At 74.4% G+C, this 20939-nt stretch carries 24 protein-coding genes; 15 read left to right on the top strand and 9 right to left on the bottom strand.

Annotated elements, in window-relative coordinates; all coding sequences use genetic code 11:
- Window positions 1-7 precede the first annotated feature (7 nt).
- The 10 genes from GA0070618_RS30510 to GA0070618_RS30455 all read left to right on the top strand — a co-directional run bounded on the left by GA0070618_RS30510 (window position 8) and on the right by GA0070618_RS30455 (window position 7696).
- On the top strand, window positions 8-451 hold the full coding sequence (locus GA0070618_RS30510) for a cysteine dioxygenase (protein WP_088984721.1): 444 nt from the start codon (window positions 8-10) through the stop codon (window positions 449-451).
- A gap of 128 nt (window positions 452-579) precedes the next feature.
- Complete coding sequence (locus GA0070618_RS30505; protein ID WP_231931973.1) at window positions 580-1056, top strand: rhodanese-like domain-containing protein; 477 nt, start codon at window positions 580-582, stop codon at window positions 1054-1056.
- Between the two features lie 46 nt (window positions 1057-1102).
- Window positions 1103-1678: a winged helix-turn-helix domain-containing protein gene (locus tag GA0070618_RS35415; protein ID WP_088984719.1), complete on the top strand. Its 576-nt coding sequence runs from the start codon at window positions 1103-1105 to the stop codon at window positions 1676-1678.
- Window positions 1679-1940: 262 nt separating this feature from the next.
- Entirely contained in the window at window positions 1941-2549 is a 609-nt protein-coding gene (locus tag GA0070618_RS30495; protein ID WP_088984718.1) for a winged helix-turn-helix domain-containing protein, read from the top strand.
- A gap of 179 nt (window positions 2550-2728) precedes the next feature.
- Window positions 2729-3361 carry a nucleoside/nucleotide kinase family protein gene (locus GA0070618_RS30485; RefSeq protein ID WP_088984716.1) on the top strand — a complete coding sequence of 211 codons (633 nt, stop codon included), beginning with the start codon at window positions 2729-2731 and terminating at the stop codon, window positions 3359-3361.
- Between the two features lie 277 nt (window positions 3362-3638).
- The gene (locus GA0070618_RS30480; protein WP_088984715.1) at window positions 3639-4037 is read left to right on the top strand and encodes a TraR/DksA family transcriptional regulator; all 399 of its coding nucleotides are present in this window, start codon (window positions 3639-3641) and stop codon (window positions 4035-4037) included.
- Between the two features lie 58 nt (window positions 4038-4095).
- Window positions 4096-4968: a DUF72 domain-containing protein gene (locus GA0070618_RS30475; protein WP_088985956.1), complete on the top strand. Its 873-nt coding sequence runs from the start codon at window positions 4096-4098 to the stop codon at window positions 4966-4968.
- Between the two features lie 438 nt (window positions 4969-5406).
- Complete coding sequence (locus GA0070618_RS30465; protein WP_088984714.1) at window positions 5407-5835, top strand: DUF2267 domain-containing protein; 429 nt, start codon at window positions 5407-5409, stop codon at window positions 5833-5835.
- A gap of 337 nt (window positions 5836-6172) precedes the next feature.
- On the top strand, window positions 6173-6415 hold the full coding sequence (locus GA0070618_RS30460) for a hypothetical protein (RefSeq protein ID WP_088984713.1): 243 nt from the start codon (window positions 6173-6175) through the stop codon (window positions 6413-6415).
- Window positions 6416-6430: 15 nt separating this feature from the next.
- The gene (locus GA0070618_RS30455; protein WP_414467620.1) at window positions 6431-7696 is read left to right on the top strand and encodes a cupin domain-containing protein; all 1266 of its coding nucleotides are present in this window, start codon (window positions 6431-6433) and stop codon (window positions 7694-7696) included.
- A gap of 110 nt (window positions 7697-7806) precedes the next feature.
- Here the strand turns inward: GA0070618_RS30455 and GA0070618_RS30450 are convergent, their stop codons facing one another.
- From GA0070618_RS30450 to GA0070618_RS30430, 5 genes are all read right to left on the bottom strand, one after another.
- Window positions 7807-8472: a hypothetical protein gene (locus GA0070618_RS30450; RefSeq protein WP_088984711.1), complete on the bottom strand. Its 666-nt coding sequence runs from the start codon at window positions 8470-8472 to the stop codon at window positions 7807-7809.
- Window positions 8469-11153, bottom strand: a complete 2685-nt coding sequence (locus GA0070618_RS30445; RefSeq protein WP_088984710.1) for an FtsK/SpoIIIE domain-containing protein — start codon at window positions 11151-11153, stop codon at window positions 8469-8471. The genes GA0070618_RS30450 and GA0070618_RS30445 overlap by 4 nt, the downstream gene beginning before the upstream one ends.
- A complete protein-coding gene (locus GA0070618_RS30440) occupies window positions 11146-12162 on the bottom strand; it encodes a hypothetical protein (RefSeq protein WP_231931521.1) in 1017 nt (338 codons plus the stop codon). Before GA0070618_RS30440 ends, GA0070618_RS30445 begins: the two co-directional genes overlap by 8 nt.
- Window positions 12163-12166: 4 nt before the next feature.
- Window positions 12167-12427: a hypothetical protein gene (locus GA0070618_RS30435; RefSeq protein WP_088984709.1), complete on the bottom strand. Its 261-nt coding sequence runs from the start codon at window positions 12425-12427 to the stop codon at window positions 12167-12169.
- 180 nt (window positions 12428-12607) lie between these two features.
- Entirely contained in the window at window positions 12608-13048 is a 441-nt protein-coding gene (locus GA0070618_RS30430) for a hypothetical protein (protein ID WP_088984708.1), read from the bottom strand.
- A 93-nt stretch (window positions 13049-13141) separates the two neighbouring features.
- Here GA0070618_RS30430 and GA0070618_RS30425 point away from each other — a divergent pair, with 93 nt between their 5' ends.
- The 3 genes from GA0070618_RS30425 to GA0070618_RS30420 are packed head-to-tail and all read left to right on the top strand — an operon-like array spanning window position 13142 to window position 16235.
- Window positions 13142-15697, top strand: coding sequence for an ATP-dependent Clp protease ATP-binding subunit (locus GA0070618_RS30425; protein ID WP_088984707.1), 2556 nt, complete (start codon window positions 13142-13144; stop codon window positions 15695-15697).
- A 26-nt stretch (window positions 15698-15723) separates the two neighbouring features.
- Window positions 15724-15885 (top strand): hypothetical protein, encoded by a 162-nt coding sequence (locus GA0070618_RS34170; RefSeq protein ID WP_170107787.1) that lies wholly within the window; start codon window positions 15724-15726, stop codon window positions 15883-15885.
- The gene (locus tag GA0070618_RS30420; protein ID WP_088984706.1) at window positions 15885-16235 is read left to right on the top strand and encodes a DUF3140 domain-containing protein; all 351 of its coding nucleotides are present in this window, start codon (window positions 15885-15887) and stop codon (window positions 16233-16235) included. Before GA0070618_RS34170 ends, GA0070618_RS30420 begins: the two co-directional genes overlap by 1 nt.
- 47 nt (window positions 16236-16282) lie before the next feature.
- Here the strand turns inward: GA0070618_RS30420 and GA0070618_RS30415 are convergent, their stop codons facing one another.
- The 3 genes from GA0070618_RS30415 to GA0070618_RS30405 all read right to left on the bottom strand — a co-directional run bounded on the left by GA0070618_RS30415 (window position 16283) and on the right by GA0070618_RS30405 (window position 18323).
- The gene (locus tag GA0070618_RS30415) at window positions 16283-16519 is read right to left on the bottom strand and encodes a hypothetical protein (protein ID WP_088984705.1); all 237 of its coding nucleotides are present in this window, start codon (window positions 16517-16519) and stop codon (window positions 16283-16285) included.
- Between the two features lie 132 nt (window positions 16520-16651).
- Window positions 16652-17626, bottom strand: coding sequence for a LysR family transcriptional regulator (locus GA0070618_RS30410; protein WP_088984704.1), 975 nt, complete (start codon window positions 17624-17626; stop codon window positions 16652-16654).
- 94 nt (window positions 17627-17720) lie between these two features.
- Window positions 17721-18323: a hemerythrin domain-containing protein gene (locus tag GA0070618_RS30405; RefSeq protein WP_088984703.1), complete on the bottom strand. Its 603-nt coding sequence runs from the start codon at window positions 18321-18323 to the stop codon at window positions 17721-17723.
- A gap of 186 nt (window positions 18324-18509) precedes the next feature.
- Here GA0070618_RS30405 and GA0070618_RS30400 point away from each other — a divergent pair, with 186 nt between their 5' ends.
- Complete coding sequence (locus GA0070618_RS30400) at window positions 18510-19835, top strand: M20/M25/M40 family metallo-hydrolase (RefSeq protein WP_088984702.1); 1326 nt, start codon at window positions 18510-18512, stop codon at window positions 19833-19835.
- Between the two features lie 67 nt (window positions 19836-19902).
- Entirely contained in the window at window positions 19903-20562 is a 660-nt protein-coding gene (locus GA0070618_RS30395) for a hypothetical protein (RefSeq protein WP_088984701.1), read from the top strand.
- A 61-nt stretch (window positions 20563-20623) separates the two neighbouring features.
- Here the strand turns inward: GA0070618_RS30395 and GA0070618_RS30390 are convergent, their stop codons facing one another.
- The gene (locus tag GA0070618_RS30390) at window positions 20624-20815 is read right to left on the bottom strand and encodes a DUF5703 family protein (RefSeq protein ID WP_088984700.1); all 192 of its coding nucleotides are present in this window, start codon (window positions 20813-20815) and stop codon (window positions 20624-20626) included.
- Window positions 20816-20939 lie beyond the last annotated feature (124 nt).

Raw genomic sequence — 20939 nt, 5'->3', positions numbered from 1 at the left:
ATCCGCCATGCACCGTCCGCACGAAACGGACCTGCTCGCCGTCGCCCGCCGGCACGCCGCGTCGCGACCGCCGGTCCGCTTCGACCCCGTCGAGCGGTGGTACTCCCGGCTCGCGTCCGGGCCGGACCACGAGGTCTGGCTGCTCACCTGGCTCCCTGGGCAGGGCACCGACCTGCACGACCACGGCGGTTCCGCCGGCGCCTTCTTGGTGGTCTCCGGCACCCTGACCGAGGAGGTCGTCTCCGGTGGTAGCCTGCGCCCCCATGCGCTCGGCGCAGGGACCGGCCGCCGGTTCGGCCCGCGACACGTGCACCGCGTGACCAACCGGGGTGACCAGCCGGCGGTGAGCCTGCACGTCTACCGCCCCGCCCTGCACCGGATGACCCGCTACCACCTCACCGACGGCCGACTCCGGGTCGCCGAGGTCGCCCGCGCCGGCGTCGCCTGGTGAGGGCCCTGAACCCCGTCGCCCGCCCCGGCGTCCGCGACTCCCGTCGTACCGGAGGACCCACGATGCACCCGACCCGTCACTGTCCGCCCGGCCCGTCCACCGTGACGCGTCCCGACCCCTCCGGCACGCTGCCCGCCGGCCCGGCCGTCGCCCCGCCCCCGGGCTCCCGGGGGATCGACGAGATCCTCGCCGACGCCCGGACGCGGCTGCGCCGGCTCGACCCGGAGGGGGCCCATCTGGCCCACCGTCGCGGCGCGCTGCTGGTCGACATCCGCCCGGCCGCCCAGCGTGCCGCGCACGGCACCGTCCCGGGCGCGCTGGCCGTCGAACGCAACGTCCTCGAGTGGCGCTTCGACCCGCGGTGCGCCGCACGGCTGCCACAGGTCGTCGACTACGACCTGTGCGTCGTCGTCCTCTGCCAGGAGGGCTACACCTCGTCGCTGGCCGCAGCCGCGTTGCAGGAGATCGGCCTGCACCGCGCCACCGACGTCGTCGGCGGCTTCGCCGCCTGGTCCATCGCCGGACTACCCACGCTCGGCCCGACCGTCCTGAAACCGCCGGCGTCATCCGTCGCGCCGGTGGCAGTCCGACCCACGCCGCTCTGACCGCCGACCACGGCGCGTCGCGCGGCACCCTGAACCGGGAGGCAGCATGTCCGTCTTCGCCACGTCCGCGCATCCGTACCCGGCGCCCCGTCTGGTCGCACCGCCGCGACCCCGGGCGACGCCACTGGTGACCATCACCGTCGACGTCGCACCCGGTGCGGTGACCCCTCGCCTGGTCGAGCTCCTCAACGAGTTGGCCGCGACCGGCGAGGGGGTCCTGCGGGTGCACGGGGCGGAGCCGGACCGTCCGGCGCCGGCCGTCCCCGCCGTGGTGGTGCCCCACCCGGAACCGGCGCCCCGACCCCGTCGGTCCGGGCCGGACACCCTGGTCCTCTCGGTCGCCGCGCGGAACGCGCGCCGGGGCTCCCGACCGGTGGGCCTGACCCGTATCGAGTTCGACCTGCTGCTCTTCCTCGCCGAGCACCCGCGTCGCGTCTTCACCCGGCGGCAGCTGTTGGCCGGTGTCTGGGGCCACGAACACTCCGTCACCCGAACGGTGGACGTGCACGTGCGTCGCCTGCGCGCCAAGGTCGGCGACGACGTCCCGCTGGTGACCACCGTCCACGGTGTCGGCTACCGGCTCGCCGACGACGCCCCGGTGCTCATCGACCGCGACCACTGAGCCTCGCCGGCCGGGCCGGATCTCCCCAAGCGCCGCCATAAGGATGTGAAAGCCGCAGGGTACCCCCGCATCGGGTCATCCCGGCGCTTCTGCTGTAATCATCAAGCGCCGTACGCAGAGCGAGCGGTCGGCTCCGATGCGTTCGCCGATTGTCACATTCCAGCAACACGGCCGCCCTTGATTCTCGTACAGGGACCGGGAAATATCGATCACAAGAGCGTTCCCGGGCCGTGGGGAGACACTGGACCAGCCAAGGAGGACCATGTCGGTCAGCCCCGCCTCGTCGCGCGCCGGATGGCATACGTCCCAGCCCGTGGTCCCCGGTCGTCCTCCCGCCGGGCAACGTCGTCCCTCCAGCACAGCGGCCCCGGTCCTCACCGTGACCCTGTCCATCCCGCTGGCCTCCGAGGAGGCGCTGACCCCGCCCGCCCGCCGGTTGCTCGAGGCGGCTCGGGAACTGCTGGAGCGGGGGGAGGGAATCGTCACCACCGGCCCCGCGCCAGAGCGGCGACCGGACCCCGTCCCGGCCGGCCGGTCGTCGTCCCGTCCCCCGGCCGCGCCCACCGTGCCGGCGCTGCACATCCTCGCCGCCTCCCGGTCGGTGCTGCGCGACGGGGAGCCGCTGCCCCTGACCCGGCTGGAGTTCGACCTGCTGCTGCACCTGGTCGCCCATCCCCGACGGGTCTTCACCCGGCTGCAACTGCTCAACGCCGTCTGGGGGTACGAACACGCCGGGGTGCGCACCGTCGACGTGCACGTCCGGCGGCTGCGCGGCAAGGTCGGGGTGGACGTCCCCCTGGTCACCACGGTCTACGGGGTCGGTTACCGGCTCGCCGACGACGCCCGGGTCACCGTCGACCGCACCGGCTGAGGCCGTCCGCCTGCGCCGGACCGCACCGGCTGACGGCGTCCACCTGCGTCGGCCGCAGCGATCGACGTGGGTCCGGTCCGGCGGACCGCATCCGTCGGGGCCGTCCGGCTCCGTCGAGGCCGTCGGCTCCGTCGAGCCGTCCCCGGGTCTGCCCCGGTCCGGTCCGGCACCATGGTCGGATGCGGATCCGACCCATCTCACCCGAACGGCTCGTCGTCGCGTTGACCGACCGGCTGGTCGGCACCCCGGTCGCCGGACGCCTACGGGTCGCGGTGGACGGCCCGCCCGCCGCCGCCCCGGACGTGCTGGCCGAGGCGCTGGTCGACCCGCTGCGCGCCGCCGGTCGCCCGGTGCTGCACGTCCGCACCACCGACTTCCTGCGGCCGGCCTCGGTCCGCCTGGAACACGGCCGGACCAACCCCGACACCTACTACCTCGGCTGGTTCGACGAGGTGGGGCTGCGCCGCGAGGTGCTGGATCCGGCCGGTCCCGACGGCACCGGCCAGTTGCTGCCCTCGCTCTGGGACGCTGGCACCGACCGGGCCAGCCGGGCCGGGTACGTGCGTCTCCCACCTGGCGGCGTGGTCCTGGTCAGCGGCCCACTGCTGCTCGGCGGCGGGCTGCCCTTCGACCTCACCGTCCACCTGGTGCTCTCGGCGGCCGCGCTGCGCCGGCGGACCGATCCCGAGCAGGCGTGGACCCTGCCCGCCTTCGCCCGCTACGCCGAGGAGGTCGCCCCGGAGTCCTTCGCCGACGTGGTGGTCCGTGTCGACGACCCCCGGCACCCGGCACTGGTGGAGGCCGCCGGGTGAGCTGACGCGGCAGTGAAGGTCGCCGGATGATCCGACGCGGCGGCCCAGGGAAGGGGAGGGGACGGGACGGCGGGGGTCCGGAGCAGAGGACGACGGACCCGGGAGAGGGGGCGGCGGAGGTCGCGTCGGTCGGGCGCGGGCCGGGAGAGCCGACGCTGGAAAGTCGCCGGTTTGATCGCCGGTGGGCGTGGGTATTCGCCCGGCTCACAAGCGGACCGTCGCCGGGCGTAAGCCCGGCTACCCGGGGTCCAACGAGCCCGAGGAAAGGCAGACAGCGATGCTCGTCCACGACACGGTCGGTACGGGGCGCTCCCAGGAGGAGATCGACCGGATCCGCCTCGCCCTGCAGGCCCGCTACGACGAACTGTCCGGCGAGTACGAGCAGGCGATGCAGGAGAGCCAGGTGCTCCGGCTGGTGGAGGTCGGTGACACCGCCGGGGACGACCAGGCCGACAGCGGCACCAAGACGGCCGAGCGGGACACCGCGCAGTCCCTGCTGCGGACCATTCTCGACCGGCGGGCCCAGTTCGAGCACGCCCTGGCCCGACTGGCCGAGGGCACGTACGGCCACTGCGAGGGCTGCTCCGACCCGATCCCGGTCGAGCGGCTGGAGATCTTCCCCTCCGCCACCACCTGCGTCGCCTGCAAGCAGTCCCGGGAACGGCGGGCCGCCTGAGTCCCGGTACGCCGCCCACCGCCCCGGTCGCGTCGCCGGGGCGGTGGAGTTGACCGCCGTGGGTCGGATCCTGGTCGGCACCGCCTCCTGGACGGACCCCACCCTGCTGGAGTCGGGGTGGTATCCGCCCGACGCGGACACCCCGGAGAAGCGCCTGGCCTACTACGCCAGCCGCTTCCCCCTGGTCGAGGTGGACGCCACCTACTACGCGCCCCCAGCCGAACGGACCGCCCGGCTCTGGGCCGAGCGCACCCCGGCCGGGTTCACCTTCAACGTCAAGGCGTTCAGTCTCCTCACCGGACATCCGACCCGGGTGTCCGCCCTGCACCGGGACCTGCGCCCGGAGACGGAGAAGCGGAACGTCTACCCCGGTGACGTGCCGGCCCAGGCCTACGAGGAGGTCTGGAGCCGGTTCCTCACCGCCCTGGATCCGCTGGTCGCCGCAGGCAAGCTCGGCGCGCTGCTGTTCCAGTTCCCGCCCTGGTTCACCATCCGGCGGGAGAACAAGCAGTACCTGTTGGAGGTGGCGCGGCGGTGTGCCCCGCTACGGCCGGCCTTCGAGTTCCGACACGCTTCCTGGTTCGCCGGGGACAACGCCGACGAGACCCTCGACTTCCTGCGCCGGCACCGGCTGACGTACGTCTGCGTGGACATGCCCCAGGGACACCGCTCGTCGGTCCCGCCGGTGCTGGCGGCCACCGCCGACCTGGCCGTGGTCCGGTTCCACGGCCACAGTGACAAATGGACCAGCCGGGACATCCACGAGAAGTTCGGCTACCACTACACCGACCGGGAACTGCGCGCGTGGGCGCCGAAGCTGCGTGAGCTGGCCGGTCAGGCCGACCGTACGCACGTGCTCACGAACAACTGCTACCGCGACTTCGCGCAGACCAACGCGGCCACCCTGGCCCGCCTGCTCGACGTCGGCTGACCCCGTCGCGCCGTCGCGCAGAGGCCGGACACGCCGACGTGGCTCCCCGAAGTCGGGGAGGCCGGCATGGATCCCCGAGGCCGACGTGGTTCCGCCGAGGGCGGAGACGCCGGCATGGCTCCCCGAGGTCGGAGACGCCGACGTGGTTCACCCGGTCGGGGTGACGTCGGCTCACCCGGTCCCCGGCGATGGTGGCGATGGTGTGCGGTTACCGCCGCGCACGTCGCGACGACGCGGGGACGGGGGTGGCCGAGATGACGGTTCGGGTCGTACCGGACCACCGGCGTCTGGTGCACGTGGCCGGAACACGGGCGCAGCCCTCCGGGTGCGCGGCCCAGCGCCGCCGGGTCTCTCCGACCCGGCAGTGGCGGGGTCCGGCCGCGCCGCCGCGACGCGACGACCATCGACGGTGGGAGACCGACGGACGGGGGTGGGCACATGGCTAACGAACCGAACTCGGTGTTCGAGTCATCGCTGGACAAGACCAATCTGATTCTCAAGGACATCGAGCAGGCCTACGGTTGGTCGAAGGACCGCCGCAACCAGTCCTTCGCGGCCCTGCGTACGGTGCTGCACCTGCTGCGCGACCGGATGCCGGTGCAGGAGGGCGTGGAGTTCTCCGCGCAGTTGCCGGTGCTGGTCCGGGGGGTCTACTTCGACGGCTGGGACCCGTCGAACGTGCCGGTGAAACTCAACCGGGACGACTTCCTCTACGAGGTCCGGCGGGGCTTCCCGTACGAGACGGACGGTGGCCCGGAACGGGTCGTGCAGGTGGTGCTGGACACCCTGCGCCGGCACGTCACCCAGGGCGAGTGGGACGACGTGCGCGCCACCATGCCCCAGGACCTGGCGCGGATGATTCCCTGAGCGACCTCGCCGACCCCGACGACCCGCCGAACCCGGCGGGTCGTCGGGCGTTCCGCCCCCGGGCCCGTCCCGCCGTCGATCATGGAGTCGCGGCGCCACGCCCTGTGGCGGTTCGTGCGGGTCAGGGTGGTGCCCGAGGTCCATGATCGACGGGCGTGATGACCACCGGGGCCGCCTGGCGGTCGTGCGGGGTGGCCGCCACGGGATGGCCGGAATCGCCGGTACACCCGCAAAGTGCGGCCTACCGTGTGGTTAGAGAAGATCGCGCGGCGGGTACCACCGGCTGCACGACGCACCCCCGACCCAGGACGGGGCGGCACATCCCGAGGGAGCACCGATGGCACTGAACGACGACGACATCACCACGACCGGCGGCGGGGGCGCGGAGGGTCCGGCCGACGGCGGCGCGACCCCCGGCAAGCAGGACGGTGGCGCGGACGGTGGCGCGGAGGGTCCGGCCGACGGCGGCGCGACCCCCGGCAAGCAGGACGGTGGCGCGGACGGTGGCGCGGAGGGTCCGGCCGACGGCGGCGCCACGCCGGGTCAGCAGGACGGTGGCGCCGACGGCGGCGCCCGGTAAGCGGCGGTGACGACCATGGACCCGCCGGGCGGCCAGGGCCGCCCGGCGGTGCCGTCGGCCGCCGCCACGGCGCTCGCCCGGTGCGTGGCCGTCGAACCGGCGAAGTTCGCCGCCGCCCACTGGGGGCGCACCCCGTTGCTGTCCCGCGCCGACGAGCTGCCCAACCCGGCCGGCTTCACCGACCTGTTCAGCCCCGCCGACGCCGACGAACTGCTCAGCCGGCGCGGGCTGCGTACCCCGTTCCTCCGGATCGCCCGCGACGGCGAACTCGTGCCGGCGGCGCAGTGGACCGGCGGTGGCGGGGCCGGCGCGGAGATCGGCGACCAGGTCCTCGACGAACGGGTCCTCGCGCAGTACGCCGACGGCGCCACCCTGGTCCTCCAGGGGCTGCACCGCACCTGGCCGGCGCTGATCGACCTCGCCCGCGACCTGGGCCTGGCCGTCGGGCAGCCGTTGCAGGTCAACGCCTACCTCACCCCGCCGGGCAACCAGGGCTTCGCCACCCACTACGACACCCACGACGTCTTCGTGCTCCAGGTGGACGGCCGCAAGCGCTGGCGGATCCACCCGCCGGTCCTGCCCGACCCGCTGGAACGGCAGCCCTGGGGCGGCCGGGCCGACGAGGTCTCCGCCACCGCCGAGGGGGCCGCCGCGCTGGACGTGGTGCTCGCCCCCGGTGACGCGCTCTACCTGCCCCGGGGCTGGCTGCACAGCGCCCAGGCGCAGGAGTCCAGCTCACTGCATCTGACCATCGGCGTCCGGGCGCTCACCCGGTACGCCATCGTCGAGGAACTGCTCGCCCTCGCCGCCGAGGACCCGCGTCTGCGCGCCACCCTCCCGTTCGGCGTCGACGTGGCCGACCCCGACGCGATCGAACCCGAACTGACCGAGACGGTCGAGGCGTTGCGGGACTGGCTGCTGCGCGCCGACCCGGAGATGCTCGCCGGCCGCCTGCGGCAGCGCGCCTGGCCCGCCGCCCGGCCCGCGCCGATCCGACCGCTGGCCCAGGCCGCCGCGATCCGTGAGCTGACCGTCGACGCCACCGTCGCCGTCCGGCCCGGACTGCGCTGGCAACTCGTCCCGGACGGCCCGGAGCGGGTCGCGCTGCGCGTCTTCGACCGCACCGTCTCGCTGCCGGCGCAGTGCGCCGAGGCGGTACGGGCGCTGCTCACCGACACCGTCCGGCGGGTCGGCGACCTGCCCGGTCTCGACGACGACGCCGACCGGCTCGTCCTCACCCGGCGGCTGCTCCGGGAGGCCGTGCTCGTGCCGACCGCCTGACCGGCGCACCACCTGCCGTCCGCCGCGGGGGCAGCGTTCCCGGCTCCGGGTTCCTCCACCGAGCGGGTTCCTCCACCGGCGGGTTCCTTCACCGGCGTGCGGCGGAGCCGTCAGCGGGGGATCGCGAGCAGGAGCACGGTGGTGACCAGGCCGGCGGCGATCACGATCGCCATCGGGCGGGGGCCGAGCAGGGCGTGCCGCCGGTCGGCGAGCAGCTTCGCCGGCCCCAGCCCGATCAGCGGCCCGAGCAGCGAGACCACCAGCGCGATCACCGGCATCCCCACCGCGAGGTCGCCGCCGTGCCGCTCACCCAGCGCCCGCGCGCCGGTGCCCACCGCGTACGCCACCACCGCCCCGAACACCCCGCAGAGCGCCAGCAGCGGGTTCACCGACCCGGGCAGGTCTCCGGGCTGCCGGGTGCGGTCCAGCAACTCGCGCGCCCGGTCCAGCAGCACCACCGGGTCGCCCGAGGCGCCCCGCGTCGGCCCCGGCGGGTCACCCAGGCGGCGGGCCCCGGCGCCCAGCCGGCCGCGCAGCACCTGCCACAGGTGGGCCGCCTCGGCGTCCACCCGCTCCACCAGCTCGGTCGCCTCGGCGACCTCCGCCTCGGCCCGCCGGACCTGCTCGGTGGCCTCCCGGACGGCCTGTTCGGCGGCGGCGCACTGCCGCTCGTGCCAGGCCATCGCCTCGGCGCGTTGCGTCGCCGCCCGTGCGGTCAGCTCCGCCAGGCGACGGAGGTGGGCGGCGTACGACTCACTGGTGACCGGTTCGTTCATCGGGGGAGTCCATAGGGGATGATCGTCTGCCCGGTGCGGTGCACCGCCCGGTCGAAGAAGAGTCCCCGCCACGGACGCGGGTACCAGTCCGGGCCGCCGGTGCCCGGGTAGAGCGACGAGCCCAGCTCCCCGCCCTGCACGTCCAGGGCCACCCACGCCCCGATCTGGTCGGTCCGCGACGCCGGCCCGCCCAGGTCGTTGCGCATCCGGGCCACGCCCCGCCACCAGGCAAGCACGTGGGTGCGCCGTTCCGGCCCGTCGTGCAGGATCTGCCGCAGGTGCTCCAGCCCGGTCCGCCGGCCGACCCGCGCGCCCAGCCGGCCCGCCGCCGCGTCGACCGCGTAGAGCAGCAGGTAGTGCGGTGTGGCCGGGGTGCCCGGTGCGGCCAGCGCGTCGGCCGTCTCGGCCACCAGTTCCGGCACGGTCTCCTCGTCGTACCAGGCGGCGTCGTCGGCGAGGTCGGAGTAGAGGGCACGGGCGGCGTGGTCGGCGTCCGGGTCGAGACAGGCGATGGAGAACCGGGCCGAGCCGGGCTCGTGCTGGCGGGCCAGCGACCGCCCGACCGCGTCGAGCACCGCGCACGCCTCGTCGACCCGGGTGCCGAGCACCGCCAGGTTGCGGCCGGGCGCCCGGGGCAGCCGCAGCGTCGCGGACCGAGCCTGCACGTCGATGATCTCCCCGAGCAGGGCGACCGGGCCACGTGGTCCGCCCGGCTGTCGGGCGGGCGTCAGGGCCCGGTAGTCGGGTGCGTCGGCGAGCTGCGGGATCGCGTCGCCGTCGAAGAGGCGGGCCGGGGCGGCGTCCGGCGGGCGCATCCGCCACAGCCGGTGCTGGAGTTCACTCCAGGTCTCCCACTCACTGGCCGACGGGATCCGGGCGATCTCGTTGCCCTCCACCATGCCGGACTCCGCGTTGATCACCGCGTGGTGCCGGGGCAGGGACTGGGCGGCGTCGTTGCGCTCGGCGAGGATCCGCAGCGCCTTCGGCAGCGCGATCCGGAGGGTGAACTGGGCGACCAGCGCCGGACGGCCCCAGAGCGCCTCGATACCGCGTACGTCCTGTGAGGCGAGCACCAGGTGGATGCCCTGCGACCGCCCCCGCCGGGCCAGGTCCTCCAGCAGGTCGGCGGCCTCCCGGGCGACCACGTCCCGGCCGGCGAGCAGCATCTGGAACTCGTCGACCACCGCCACGATCCGGGGCCAGTGTCCCTTCGGGTCCACCGCCCGCAGTTCGGAGAGCTTGGTGACCTCGTGCTGCTTGGCCGCGTCGGCCCGGCGGCGCAGCTCCTCGGCGAGGAAGCGCAGCAGGGCCAGCCCGAACTCCCGGTCGGTGTTGACGTTGATCCCGACCAGCCGCATGTGCGGCAGCCAGCTCGGATCCCGCCGCCCCTGGGCGAACCGGGCGAAGGACACCCCCTCCTTGAAGTCGAGCAGGTAGAACTCCAGCTCGGAGGGGGAGTAGCGGGAGGCCAGCGCGCCGATCCAGGCGAAGATCAGGTTGGTCTTGCCGGTGCCGGAGGGGCCGCCGATCAGGGCGTGCGGCGGGTAGTCGCCGAGGGTCAGCAGGACCGGGCGGCCACTGGGCCCCTCGCCGATCGGCGCGACCAGCGCGGTCGACGAGTCCTCCTGCCACATCTGCTCGGGCGGGGGGAGCAGCTCGGTGAAGGGGGTCGGGGCCGGGCCGGCGTTGACCAGGCCGGCCACCTGTCGGCAGGTCTCGGTGACCAGGGTCGCCGGGGGCGGCGGGTCGAGGCGTACCGGCAGGCCGGTCGGGCCGCCGATGCGCACGTCGCCGGGGGAGACCAGAACCCGCTGCACGGTGGGCTCGTCCGGCAGCGGAATGCCCCGGACCACCAGGTGCACACCGCAGGCCGCCCCGGTGCGGACCACCCGGTCGAGCTGGCCGCGCTCGTGCCGGGAGAGTTCGTCCCCGCCGAGCAGCACGGCCACCCGCCACGGCTCCGGCCGCCGTCCGGTGGCCATGGCCAGCTCCCGCAGCGAGGAGTGTTCACCGGCCAGCACGGTCTCGTTGATCCGGCGGATCTGCTCCACCAGGTCGTCGAGCAACCGGGCCAGCCCACCCGGGCCGACGAAGGTGAGCAGCCCGGCGGTGCCGAGCGGGGCGAACCCGGCCAGGCCGCCGCCGAGGTGCTCCGGGTCGTACCCGATCAACCGGACCGTGCCCGGCTCGGCCCGGCCGATGCTGCGTAGCAGCAGTGCCGAGACCACCGCGTCGCCCCCGGGGTGGTGGCCGCCGGTGAGGTGGACGTGTCCGGCGTCCAGCAACGGCACCAGCGCCGGCACCGGCTCCGCGCCGGCGATCCGGACGGTGCCGATCCGGACCGCGCCGGGCGGTTCGGCCCGGCCGGCCGGGGTGGGCGTCCAGCGTGCCCAGTCGGCCGACGCCGCGCCCGGGGCCTCCCGCTCGGCGGCGGCGGCGGCCCGTCGGGCCAGCTCCTCGATCCGCGTGGTGTACCGGGAGTCGATCTCGGCGAGTCGGCGGTCCCGTTCGGCGCCGACCCGTTGCGGCACCGTCGCGGCGGCCCGCCGTACCCGGGTCAGCCGCTCCTGCCCGTTCTCCCACTCGGTCCGCGCGGCGGCCAGCCGGCCCCGGGCCGAGCCCAACGCCTCGGACAGCATGCCCCGGACCCGCCCCACCAACTGGGCCCGACGGTCAGCCATGCGAACCGGGCCTGCCGGGTGTGCGGTCGGTCGTCGCCCGGGACGGCACGCCCGTGGCCCGGTCGGCCCGGGGCGGCGTGGCCGTGGTCCGGTCGGCCCGGGGCGGCCCGCCTGCGGCGCGGTCGCCCCCGGACGGTGCCCGCTGGTCGTCGGGGCGCTCCGGCGGCAGGTCCCGGCCGAGCCGGGCCAGCAGCAGGCCGGTCACCACGCCGGCGGTCACCGCCGGGTCGGCCGGGTGCGGCTGCTCGTCGTCGGAGCGCTGCCGGGGCGGGGGCATCCGGCAGACCCGGGTCAGCACGGTCTCCAGCACCGGCGGCGGCAGGCCGGGCAGCAGGTCGCGCACCCGACCGTCCAGCTCGTTGCGCAGTTTCGGCAGGTCAGGGGCCTTGGGTGGGTGGCCGAGCAGCTCCCCGGCCAGCTCCCGCAGCAGGGGCGGGGTCACCGTCGCCAGGCCCAGCCCGACATCGGCGTGCGCCCGGCGCAACTCGGTGTGCAGCCGGCTCCGGTCGCCGGCCTTCACTCCGCCGACCACCCGGCGCAGCAGTTCCCGGGCGTCGGCGACCTGTTCGTCCGGGCCGGTCGGCTCGCCCTCCGATCCGCCGGTCAGCTCCGCCACCCGCACCGCCCACCAGCGACGGACCTCCGGGGCCGGCTCCGGCTCGCCACGCCCGTCGCCACCACCCGGCGGTGCGGCGTCCCGGGGCGCGTCGTGCGCCGGTTGACGGGGCTGCGGCCGTCCGGCCGGGGCGCCGTCCGCGCCGAGCCCGATGGCGGCCAGGTAACTGGCGAGCTGTTCCTGCGCCACCCGCAGGGCGTGCCCTGCGGACTCGGCGTGCTCGACGGCGGCGGAGAGTTCCGGCACCCCCATCGGGTTCGACGACTCCTGGCGCACCCAGCGCAGCCGCTCGGTGGCCAGGGCGAACTTCTCCAGCGCCTGGGCCAGCAGGGCCAGCGGCAGTTCGTCGGAGGCAGCGCGGACCTGGGCTCCGACGTCCTCGATGATGGACATGGGCTCAGAGCGTCGAGACGTAGAGCTGCGCCTGCTCCACCGCGACCAGTGTCGCGGCGAGACACTCCTCCAGCTCCTGACTGGCCTGGGTCAGCGACGCCTGGGCGGCCTCGACGGTCTCGTGCCCGCTGCCCTCCAGCGCACCGGCCAGGGTCTGCTGGGCCTCGGCCAGCTTCTCGCCGGCCGCCTGCACCGCTGTCTGCCCTTCACCGATCTGCGCAAGCGCGACATCGATGGCGGCCTTGAGCTCGGCGACGCTCGCCACGGCGAAACCTCCTGGGGGCGGGGAGGACTCCATTAGAGCCTATTCCGGTGTGGGAGAGAACATCCGCCCTGTGGGTGTTACCGCCCTGCTGTCCGCTTGCCGCCCCGGCCTGGGCGGCGGCACCAGCCGGGCCAGGGCATCGGCGTCGCCGTAGCGGAAACCGGGACCGGGCTACCGGGGTCACGAGGGCCGGGTCGGATCCGGCGCCGCCGGCGCGGCGGGTACCCGTCCCGGCGTGTCGCGTTCGCCGCGCAGCCAGCGCGGCCCGTACACCTCCGCGCCGAGCGCCCGGACGCGTTCCCGCAGCGTCCGGTCCGCGGTCACCACCAGCCGCCGCCGTCCGGTCTCGGCTCCCACCAGGTCGACGATCGCATCGTCACCGGACCCGGTGGCGGCCACCACCCGCACCCCCTCGGTGGCCGGCACGTCCCGCGCGACCCCCTCCACCACCAGCACCACCTCGGCCGGCGCCGGCAGTTCCGGTGGTACGCCCCGACCGCCGACCGGCACCAGCCGGTCCCGCAGCCGGGTGGTCGCGCCGACCCGGTCCCGCCACCAGCCGTCGGGGCGGCTCCCGACGACGTTGGCGGCGTCCACGATCAGCAGCGGGGTCGTCTCCATGTCCCCACCCTGCCATCCGGACGCGTTTGTCGGGGCCACCCTCGGGTAGCCCTGCGTGTCGATCCTGTCGCCGCCGAACCGGGAGGACTGCTCATGTGGGGACCCGCTGACTTCGGCGCCGACCCGTGGGACGAGTTCCTGGCCCGCTACTTCGGCCGGGGGGAGGGCGGTGGCCGGCCCGCGCACCGGGTCGACATCACCCGCCTGATGACCGCCGACGCGCGGGAGTTGCTGGCCGACGCCGCCCGCCGGGCCGCCCAGCGGCGCAGCAACGACCTGGACACCGACCACCTGCTCTGGGCCGCCCTGCAACGCCAGGCGCTGCGCGACCTGGTGAGCCGGGCCGGCGCGGAACCGGACACGCTGCTCAACGCGCTCGGCGGTCGGGGCGACGGGGCACCCGGCGGCGAGGTGCCACCGAACCTCTCGCTCACCCCGGCGGCCAAGCGGGCGCTGCTCGACGCCCACCAGCTCGCCCGGGCGATCGGGGCGAACTACATCGGCCCCGAGCACATCCTTATGGCCCTGCCGCTGAACCCGGAGTCGCCGGCCGGGCGGATGCTGGCGGCCGGGCGGATCCAACCGGAGTCTCTGCAGGCGGCGGGGACGGAGCGGGGACCGATGACGGGAGCGCGACCGGACCGGGGCACACCCACCCTGGACCAGTACGGTCAGGACCTGACCGACCTCGCCAAGGCCGACCGGATCGACCCGGTGATCGGCCGTAGCGACGAGATCGAGCAGGCCGTGGAGATCCTCTCCCGCCGTACCAAGAACAATCCGGTGCTGATCGGCGAGGCCGGGGTCGGCAAGACCGCGATCGTCGAGGGGCTGGCGGAGCGGATCTGCGACGGCGACGTGCCGCAGACGTTGCTCGGCAAGCGGGTGATCCAGCTGGACCTGGCCGGACTGGTGGCCGGCACCCGCTACCGGGGTGACTTCGAGGAACGGCTGAAGAAGGTGGTCGACGAGATCCGCGCCCACCGGGACGAGCTGATCATCTTCCTGGACGAGATCCACACCCTGGTGGGGGCCGGCGGGGCCGGCAGCGAGGGTGGCATGGACGCGTCCAACATGCTCAAGCCCGCCCTCGCGCGGGGCGAGCTGCGGGTGATCGGCGCGACCACGCTGGACGAGTACCGGCGCAGCATCGAGAAGGACGCCGCGCTGGCCCGCCGCTTCCAGCCGGTGCTCGTGCCGGAGCCCACCGTGGAGGACACCGTCGCCATCCTGCGTGGCCTGCGGGACCGGTACGAGGCCCACCACCAGGTGCGGTTCACCGACGAGTCACTGGTCGCCGCCGCCGAACTCGCCGACCGGTACGTCACCGACCGCTACCTGCCCGACAAGGCGATCGACCTGATCGACCAGGCCGGCGCGCGGGTGCGGCTGCGGACCCGGACCCCGGCGGCGGACGTGCGGGAGCTGGAACGCCAGCTCGACGAGGTACGCCGGGACAAGGAGCAGGCCGTCGCCGACGAGCAGTACGAGCGCGCCTCGGCGTTGCGGGACCGGCTGCACGAGGTCGAGGAGCAGATCCGGGTGGCCAAGGGGGAGACCGAGGCCCCACAGGTGCCCCAGGTCGGGCCGCCGGAGATCGCCGAGGTGGTCTCCCGGGCCACCGGCATCCCGGTCAGCCAGCTCACCGAGGAGGAGCGGGACCGGCTGCTGCGCCTGGAGGGGCACCTGCACGAGCGGGTGGTCGGTCAGGAGGACGCGGTGAACGCCGTCGCCGAGGCGGTCCGCCGCTCCCGGACCGGGCTGGCCGACCCGGACCGGCCGATGGGCAGCTTCCTCTTCCTCGGTCCCACCGGCGTCGGCAAGACCGAGCTGGGGCGGGCCCTGGCGGAGGCGCTGTTCGGCGACGCCGACCGGATGGTCCGGCTGGACATGAGCGAGTTCCAGGAACGGCACATGGTCAGCCGGCTGGTCGGCGCGCCTCCCGGCTACGTCGGGTACGAGGAGGCGGGCCAGCTCACCGAGGCGGTCCGGCGCCGCCCGTACGCGGTGGTGCTGCTGGACGAGATCGAGAAGGCGCACCCGGACGTGTTCAACATCCTGCTCCAGGTGCTCGACGACGGCCGGCTCACCGACAGCCAGGGCCGGACGGTGAACTTCCGCAACACCGTGCTGATCATGACCAGCAACCTCGGTTCGGAGCTGATCACCGGGGCCGCCCGCAGCGTCGGCTTCGGGGCCGGGGAACCCGGCACCGCCCAGGAGACCGACGAACTGCGGGACCGGCTGATGCGTCGACTCCAGGAGAACTTCCGTCCCGAGTTCCTCAACCGGATCGACGAGACCATCATCTTCCGCCGGTTGGAGGCCGCACAGCTGCGGCAGATCACCGGCCTGCTGCTGGAGGAGACCCGCCGCCGGCTGCACGCGCAGGACATCACGGTCGAGGTCACCGAGGCCGGCGTCGACTGGCTCGCCGAGCACGGGTACCAGCCGGAGTTCGGGGCGCGTCCGTTGCGGCGGACGATCCAGCGCGAGCTGGACAACCGGCTGTCCCGGATGCTGCTGGAGGGCGAGATCTCGCCCGGCCAGCGGGTCACCGTGAACGTCCGCGACGACGCCCTCGCCTTCGACGTCGCCGCCGGTGAGCGCGGCGGGCACCAGCCGGCGACGACGACCCATCCCCGTTGACCCGTTCCGACGATCGGAGGCCGCCGGTGAGCGAGGTCGAGGAGAGCCCGGACGACGTGGAACGGACCGAACCCATCAAGGCCCCGCCGACGGCGAACCCGGCCCGGGTCCAGGTGCCGCCGGAAGGGCCCGGGGCCCTGACCGACGAGGTGCGGCCGGCTGAGCCCGGACCCGGAGAGGAGGCGTGATGGTACGCGAGGCGAGAGTCGACGCGGACGTGGAACTGCTCTGGGAGGAGTTCCACGAGCGGGTGAACATGCCCTCGGAGCAGTTGCGGCAGTGGCTGCTCACCCGAGGCTCGGGGGAGGAGGCGTTCGGTCCGAACCCCGACCTGGACCTGCCCGAGCCGGGCCGGCATATCCTCGCGGTGCTGACCAAGCGCAAGGTCGACCTGACCCCGCAGGACATCCGGATCATGCAGGACGCCGTGGACCGGATCGACGACCTGACGGCGCGGAAGCCGCCCGGTGGCAACGCCGACGACGGGTGGCGGCACGCCCTGCTCGACCTGGGACACGATCCGCTCGTGGAGCGCTGAGGCGGGCCCGGACCGTCATTCCGGTTCGATGCGGCCCACTGCCGGGCTCAGCCCGGTTCGATGCTGCCCACGGTCAGGCCGAGCGCGTCCACCGCGGCCTGCCGGTCGGCGCGGGCGCGTTCCTCGCGGCTGAGCAGGGTGGCGTACTCGGCGACGTGCTCCGGACCGGGGGTGGTCGGCAGCGTGCGCAGGAAGGACTCCAGGTCACGGGCGGCGACGGTGTGCGCGGCGGCGGCCCGGCGGGCGGTCTCCCGGTCGTCGCCGGGACGGTCGGTGTCGGTCATGTCCACCCCGTACCCGTTTGCCGGGACTTCGCACCCGCCAGTCCGGATGGGTCGGCCACCCGGCCCCGAGGTTGCCGGTCACCATCGCGCTTCGGGCGGCCTTCGACCTGGGTCGCCGACCGTGCCGCCGGCTCAGACCGGGGTGCTGCGCCGCCGCGCGCCGAACTCGGGATGGTCCAACAGCCACTCCAGGTACGCCGGGTGCGGCGCGAGGGAGTCGGTGTACGCCGCCATCGCCGTCGCCAGCACCCCGTCGGCGAACCGGGCCGCCGGGGACTCCGGGTGCCAGCCGAGCAGCAGGCGCCAGCGCAGCGGGTTGCCGGCCAGCCGCCGGGTGACCAGGCCGGGCACCGGCCGGAAGGTGGCCTGGCACAGCGCCACAGCCACGCCCGCCTCGACCAGGTCCATGCAGACGCGGATGTCCGTCTCGTACACCTTGCGGGGGGTGAAGCCGGACCGTGCGCACGCGGCGGCGAAGCAGTCGCCGAAGCAGCCGTCGCCGGGCGCGGCCACCCACTGCTCGTGCCGCAGCTCCTCCAGCGGGACCTCGTCGCGGTCGGCCAGCTCGTGGGACTCGGGCAGCAGCACGAAGACCGGGTCGACGGCCACCTCCCGCCAGCTCAGCCCGAACTCCGCCGACGGGGCGGCGTCGCCGCACACCCCGGTCAGCACGTAGTCCAGCCGGCCGTTGAAGACCAGCTGGGACAGTTCGTCGACCGACCAGGAGGCGTAGGTGCTGATCGGCGCGGCGGGTTGCTCGGCGGCGATGCGGTGCACCAGCCGACCCAGGATCGGGCTGTTCACGCCACCGAACCGGTACCGGCTCAACGCGTCCCCGGCACTGGCCAGCCGGGCCGCCTCGTCCTGGAGGCCCTTCATCGCCGGCAGCAGCACCCGGGCGCGGGCGAGCACCAGCTCCCCCAACGCGGTCGGCCGCGCGCCGCGCCGGTCGCGGTCGAACAGCGCACCACCGAGCGCCCGTTCGATCCGCTGGAGCTGCGCGGTGAGCGCCGGTTGTGCCAGTCCGAGGGTCGAGGCCGCCTTCGTCACGCTGCCGGTCTCCGCGATCGCGCAGACCACCCTGAGGTGTCGCAACTCCAGGTTCATGACGTGACGGTATGACCGAGTCGGGACTTCCGGAAGACCTTTCGTGTTTCGAAGAGTTCCGATGGGTGGCGGAGAGGTGACAGTGGGCTCAAGGTCATTCCCGATCGAGGTCCGCCGGATACGTCCGGCGGCCGGTGACCGCGTCGCGGATCTTGTCGACCACGCCCACCGCCGGCTCGACGATCCGGTTCCACGGTGGAGCGGTCGGCGTCCCGGGGTGTGGACGGGTCGGGGCCGCCTCCTCGGCGATGGCGAACCGGTTGCCGAGCCGGATCAGCTCCTCCTCGGTGGCCGCCCCGCGCAGCCGACGCAGGGCCGGTTCGACCGCCGCCACGTGCTGCCGCCAGCTGCGGTGTACCGCGGCGACGTGCTCCGGGTCGGCCGCCCGTACGGCCCGTCGCAGCGCGGTGTCGGTCTCGACGTCCCGGTCGGCCAGCTCCGCGCCGTCGGGCAGCGCGCCGCGCAGCGCCGGGTAGAGGTACTGCTCCTCGCCGGAGAGGTGCCGGGAGACCTCGGCGGTGAACACGTCGGCCACCGCCCGCCGGCGCTCGGCGTCGGTGGCCGGGTCGGCCAGCTCCTCGACCAGCGCGGTGAGCCGCCGGTGCTCCTCGCCGACGACGTCGATGACGCTCCGTCCGCCGGGACGGTACCCCTCGTCACCCTCGGCGGGCGGCAGCGGCGGCAGCGAAACGCTCATGGGGTGCCTCCTCGGCGGAACGGGCCCGACCGGCGGCCCTACGCCGGGCGGTGCGGACGCCAGCGGCGGTACCCGACCGGCCGTCGGCCGAAACCGGCCCGTGGAGGACACCCGGTCGCAGGTGGAGCGTCCGGGCCGGGTCACGGTGGCGGTTAGGCTCGCGGAGGTATCCACGGAAGGAATCCGATGACCCACCCCGTACCCGCCGTGCCCGACCCCACCGACGAGGTCGTCGACCTCTGCCGTGACCTGCTGCGTATCGACACCACCAACACCGGCGACAACGCCACCAGCGCCGGGGAGCGGCAGGCGGCCGAGTACGTCGCGGAGAAACTGGCCGAGGTCGGCGTCGACTCCACCCTGCTGGAGTCCGCCCCCGGCCGGGCCAACCTGGTCGCCCGGATCCCCGGCGCCGACCCGGGGCGGGGTGCCCTGCTGGTGCACGGCCACCTCGACGTCGTTCCCGCCGACGCCGACGAGTGGTCGGTGCACCCCTTCTCCGGCGAGATCCGTGACGGATACCTGTGGGGGCGCGGCGCGATCGACATGAAGGACTTCGACGCGATGGTGCTCGCCGTGGTCCGGCACTGGCAGCGCACCGGGGTCCGGCCGCCCCGCGACATCGTGCTCTGCTACACCGCCGACGAGGAGGCGGGCAGCGACTACGGGGCGCACTTCCTCGCCGAGCGCCACCGGGAGCTCTTCGACGGCTGCACCGAGGCGGTCGGCGAGGTCGGCGGCTTCTCCTACACCGTCGACGACGCCACCCGGCTCTACCTCATCGAGACCGCCGAGAAGGGCATCGACTGGCTCCGGCTGCACGCCAAGGGGCGTCCCGGGCACGGCTCGTTCGTGCACGACGACAACGCCGTCACCGCGCTCGCCGAGGCGGTCGCCCGGATCGGTCGGCACCGCTTCCCGCTGACCATCACCCCCACCGTCCGGGCCTTCCTGGAGGAGGTCTCCGAGGTGCTCGGCGTCGAGCTCGACCCGGACGACCCGGAGACCGCGATCGCCCGGCTGGGTCCGATCGCCAACATCATCGGCGCCACCGTCCGCAGCACCGCCAACCCGACCCGGTTGGCCGCCGGCTACAAGGACAACGTGATCCCCGGCCGGGCCACCGCCACCATCGACTGCCGCAGCCTGCCCGGCCAGTCCGAGATGCTGGAACAGCAGCTGCGCGAGCTGGTCGGTCCGGGCATCGACATCGAGTACGTCCAGCGCCAGCCCGCCCTGGAGACCACCTTCGACGGGGCGCTGGTGGAGGCGATGTCCGCCGCGCTGCGCGCCGAGGACCCGGGCGCCCGGCCGGTGCCGTACATGCTCTCCGGCGGCACCGACGCCAAGGCGTTCGCCCAGCTCGGCATCCGCTGCTTCGGGTTCGCGCCGCTCCGGCTCCCGCCCGACCTGAATTTCTCGGCGCTCTTCCACGGCATCGACGAGCGGGTTCCGGTGGACGGACTACAGTTCGGCGTGCGGGTTCTCGACCGGTTCCTCCGCACCTGCTGACCGGCGCCGCGCCGCGACGCGCCTCCGGTACGGCTTCCTCCCCCCATCGCGAAAGGGACTTCCTCACATGACCGACCAGCACGCTGAGCTGGACGCTGCCCTCGAGCGGGTGATCGATGCGGCCCGCCGGCACCTGGCCGCGGTACGCGCCGCCCAGGGCCGGGTCGACGACGACGACGTCTGGCAGGCGTACGTCGAGTTGAACAACGCCTCCTTCGCCTACGACGAGCAACTCCTCGACGCCTTCGGCGAGGTCACCCCGTGGGACGTGGAGTCGATCGACCCGAACGAGGCCGACGCGCACTTCGGCCCGGGCGGCGAGGGCGCCGAGCCCACCGACCCGCATCCGCAGGTGATCTCCGTACGCCAGCGCCGCGACTACCGGGTGCCGAGCGTGTCGGCGCTGATCCGGGCGGCCGAGGCGGCCCGCCGGGAGGGCACCCCGGCCGAGGACGAGCCGGCCCCGGTCGAGGGCGTCGGCGAGGCGGTGCTGGAACTGCTGCAGAGCGGCGACGGGTCACTGAGCGCGCTGGACGTCCCCGAACTGGAGCCGCTCGACGGGGTGGTGATGGTCAGCGAGGTGAACACCCCGGTCGACCTGGAGTCGTTCGACGACGACGACCCGGTCGGCCCGTTCCAGCCGGCCGCCGACGACCGCCTGGTCGGCCGGCTCGACGAGCACCCCTTCCTCGACCTCGACGAGGACGAACTGGGGCACACGCACTGACCGCCGGCGAGGGGCATCGGCACCGGGCCGGCCCGGTGTCCCTCGCTCGGGGTCGCCGTCGTCAGTAGGACAGGCCCGGCTGTGGCTGGTTGACCCGGCGGCGGCGCAGCACCACCTGTCGGGTGCCGTCCCGGTACAGCCGTACCCGGGCCAGCTCCCAGCCGGCGTACTCGGCCTGGATCGCCAGCTGCACCGCGGCGGTCACCCGGTCGACGTTCGGCGGTAGCCGCAGCGGTGCGTACTCGTAGTCCATGGGGCCTATGCTGCCCAGCCCGGCGACGTGACGCCACCCCCGCCGGGAGACCTGCGCCACCCCGGTCGGGTTCCGGTGCCCACGTCCGGTTCCCGGGACCGGGCTTGCGCCCGGTCGCGGATCG

This window comes from Micromonospora echinospora (assembly GCF_900091495.1).
GTDB lineage: Bacteria > Actinomycetota > Actinomycetes > Mycobacteriales > Micromonosporaceae > Micromonospora > Micromonospora echinospora.
Note: the sequence above shows the minus strand (reverse complement) of the source record. Positions and strands in the feature narration are given on the sequence as shown.

What these genes read in the sequence shown, in the direction of transcription:
- GA0070618_RS30510 (WP_088984721.1), top strand. Translation starts at nt 8, where the DNA reads ATGCACCGTCCGCACGAAACGGACCTGCTCGCCGTCGCCCGCCGGCAC.
- GA0070618_RS35415 (WP_088984719.1), top strand. Translation starts at nt 1,103, where the DNA reads ATGTCCGTCTTCGCCACGTCCGCGCATCCGTACCCGGCGCCCCGTCTG.
- GA0070618_RS30495 (WP_088984718.1), top strand. Translation starts at nt 1,941, where the DNA reads ATGTCGGTCAGCCCCGCCTCGTCGCGCGCCGGATGGCATACGTCCCAG.
- GA0070618_RS30485 (WP_088984716.1), top strand. Translation starts at nt 2,729, where the DNA reads ATGCGGATCCGACCCATCTCACCCGAACGGCTCGTCGTCGCGTTGACC.
- GA0070618_RS30480 (WP_088984715.1), top strand. Translation starts at nt 3,639, where the DNA reads ATGCTCGTCCACGACACGGTCGGTACGGGGCGCTCCCAGGAGGAGATC.
- GA0070618_RS30465 (WP_088984714.1), top strand. Translation starts at nt 5,407, where the DNA reads ATGGCTAACGAACCGAACTCGGTGTTCGAGTCATCGCTGGACAAGACC.
- GA0070618_RS30460 (WP_088984713.1), top strand. Translation starts at nt 6,173, where the DNA reads ATGGCACTGAACGACGACGACATCACCACGACCGGCGGCGGGGGCGCG.
- GA0070618_RS30455 (WP_414467620.1), top strand. Translation starts at nt 6,431, where the DNA reads ATGGACCCGCCGGGCGGCCAGGGCCGCCCGGCGGTGCCGTCGGCCGCC.
- GA0070618_RS30450 (WP_088984711.1), bottom strand. Translation starts at nt 8,472, where the DNA reads ATGAACGAACCGGTCACCAGTGAGTCGTACGCCGCCCACCTCCGTCGC.
- GA0070618_RS30445 (WP_088984710.1), bottom strand. Translation starts at nt 11,153, where the DNA reads ATGGCTGACCGTCGGGCCCAGTTGGTGGGGCGGGTCCGGGGCATGCTG.
- GA0070618_RS30440 (WP_231931521.1), bottom strand. Translation starts at nt 12,162, where the DNA reads ATGTCCATCATCGAGGACGTCGGAGCCCAGGTCCGCGCTGCCTCCGAC.
- GA0070618_RS30430 (WP_088984708.1), bottom strand. Translation starts at nt 13,048, where the DNA reads ATGGAGACGACCCCGCTGCTGATCGTGGACGCCGCCAACGTCGTCGGG.
- GA0070618_RS30425 (WP_088984707.1), top strand. Translation starts at nt 13,142, where the DNA reads ATGTGGGGACCCGCTGACTTCGGCGCCGACCCGTGGGACGAGTTCCTG.
- GA0070618_RS30420 (WP_088984706.1), top strand. Translation starts at nt 15,885, where the DNA reads ATGGTACGCGAGGCGAGAGTCGACGCGGACGTGGAACTGCTCTGGGAG.
- GA0070618_RS30415 (WP_088984705.1), bottom strand. Translation starts at nt 16,519, where the DNA reads ATGACCGACACCGACCGTCCCGGCGACGACCGGGAGACCGCCCGCCGG.
- GA0070618_RS30410 (WP_088984704.1), bottom strand. Translation starts at nt 17,626, where the DNA reads ATGAACCTGGAGTTGCGACACCTCAGGGTGGTCTGCGCGATCGCGGAG.
- GA0070618_RS30405 (WP_088984703.1), bottom strand. Translation starts at nt 18,323, where the DNA reads ATGAGCGTTTCGCTGCCGCCGCTGCCGCCCGCCGAGGGTGACGAGGGG.
- GA0070618_RS30400 (WP_088984702.1), top strand. Translation starts at nt 18,510, where the DNA reads ATGACCCACCCCGTACCCGCCGTGCCCGACCCCACCGACGAGGTCGTC.
- GA0070618_RS30395 (WP_088984701.1), top strand. Translation starts at nt 19,903, where the DNA reads ATGACCGACCAGCACGCTGAGCTGGACGCTGCCCTCGAGCGGGTGATC.
- GA0070618_RS30390 (WP_088984700.1), bottom strand. Translation starts at nt 20,815, where the DNA reads ATGGACTACGAGTACGCACCGCTGCGGCTACCGCCGAACGTCGACCGG.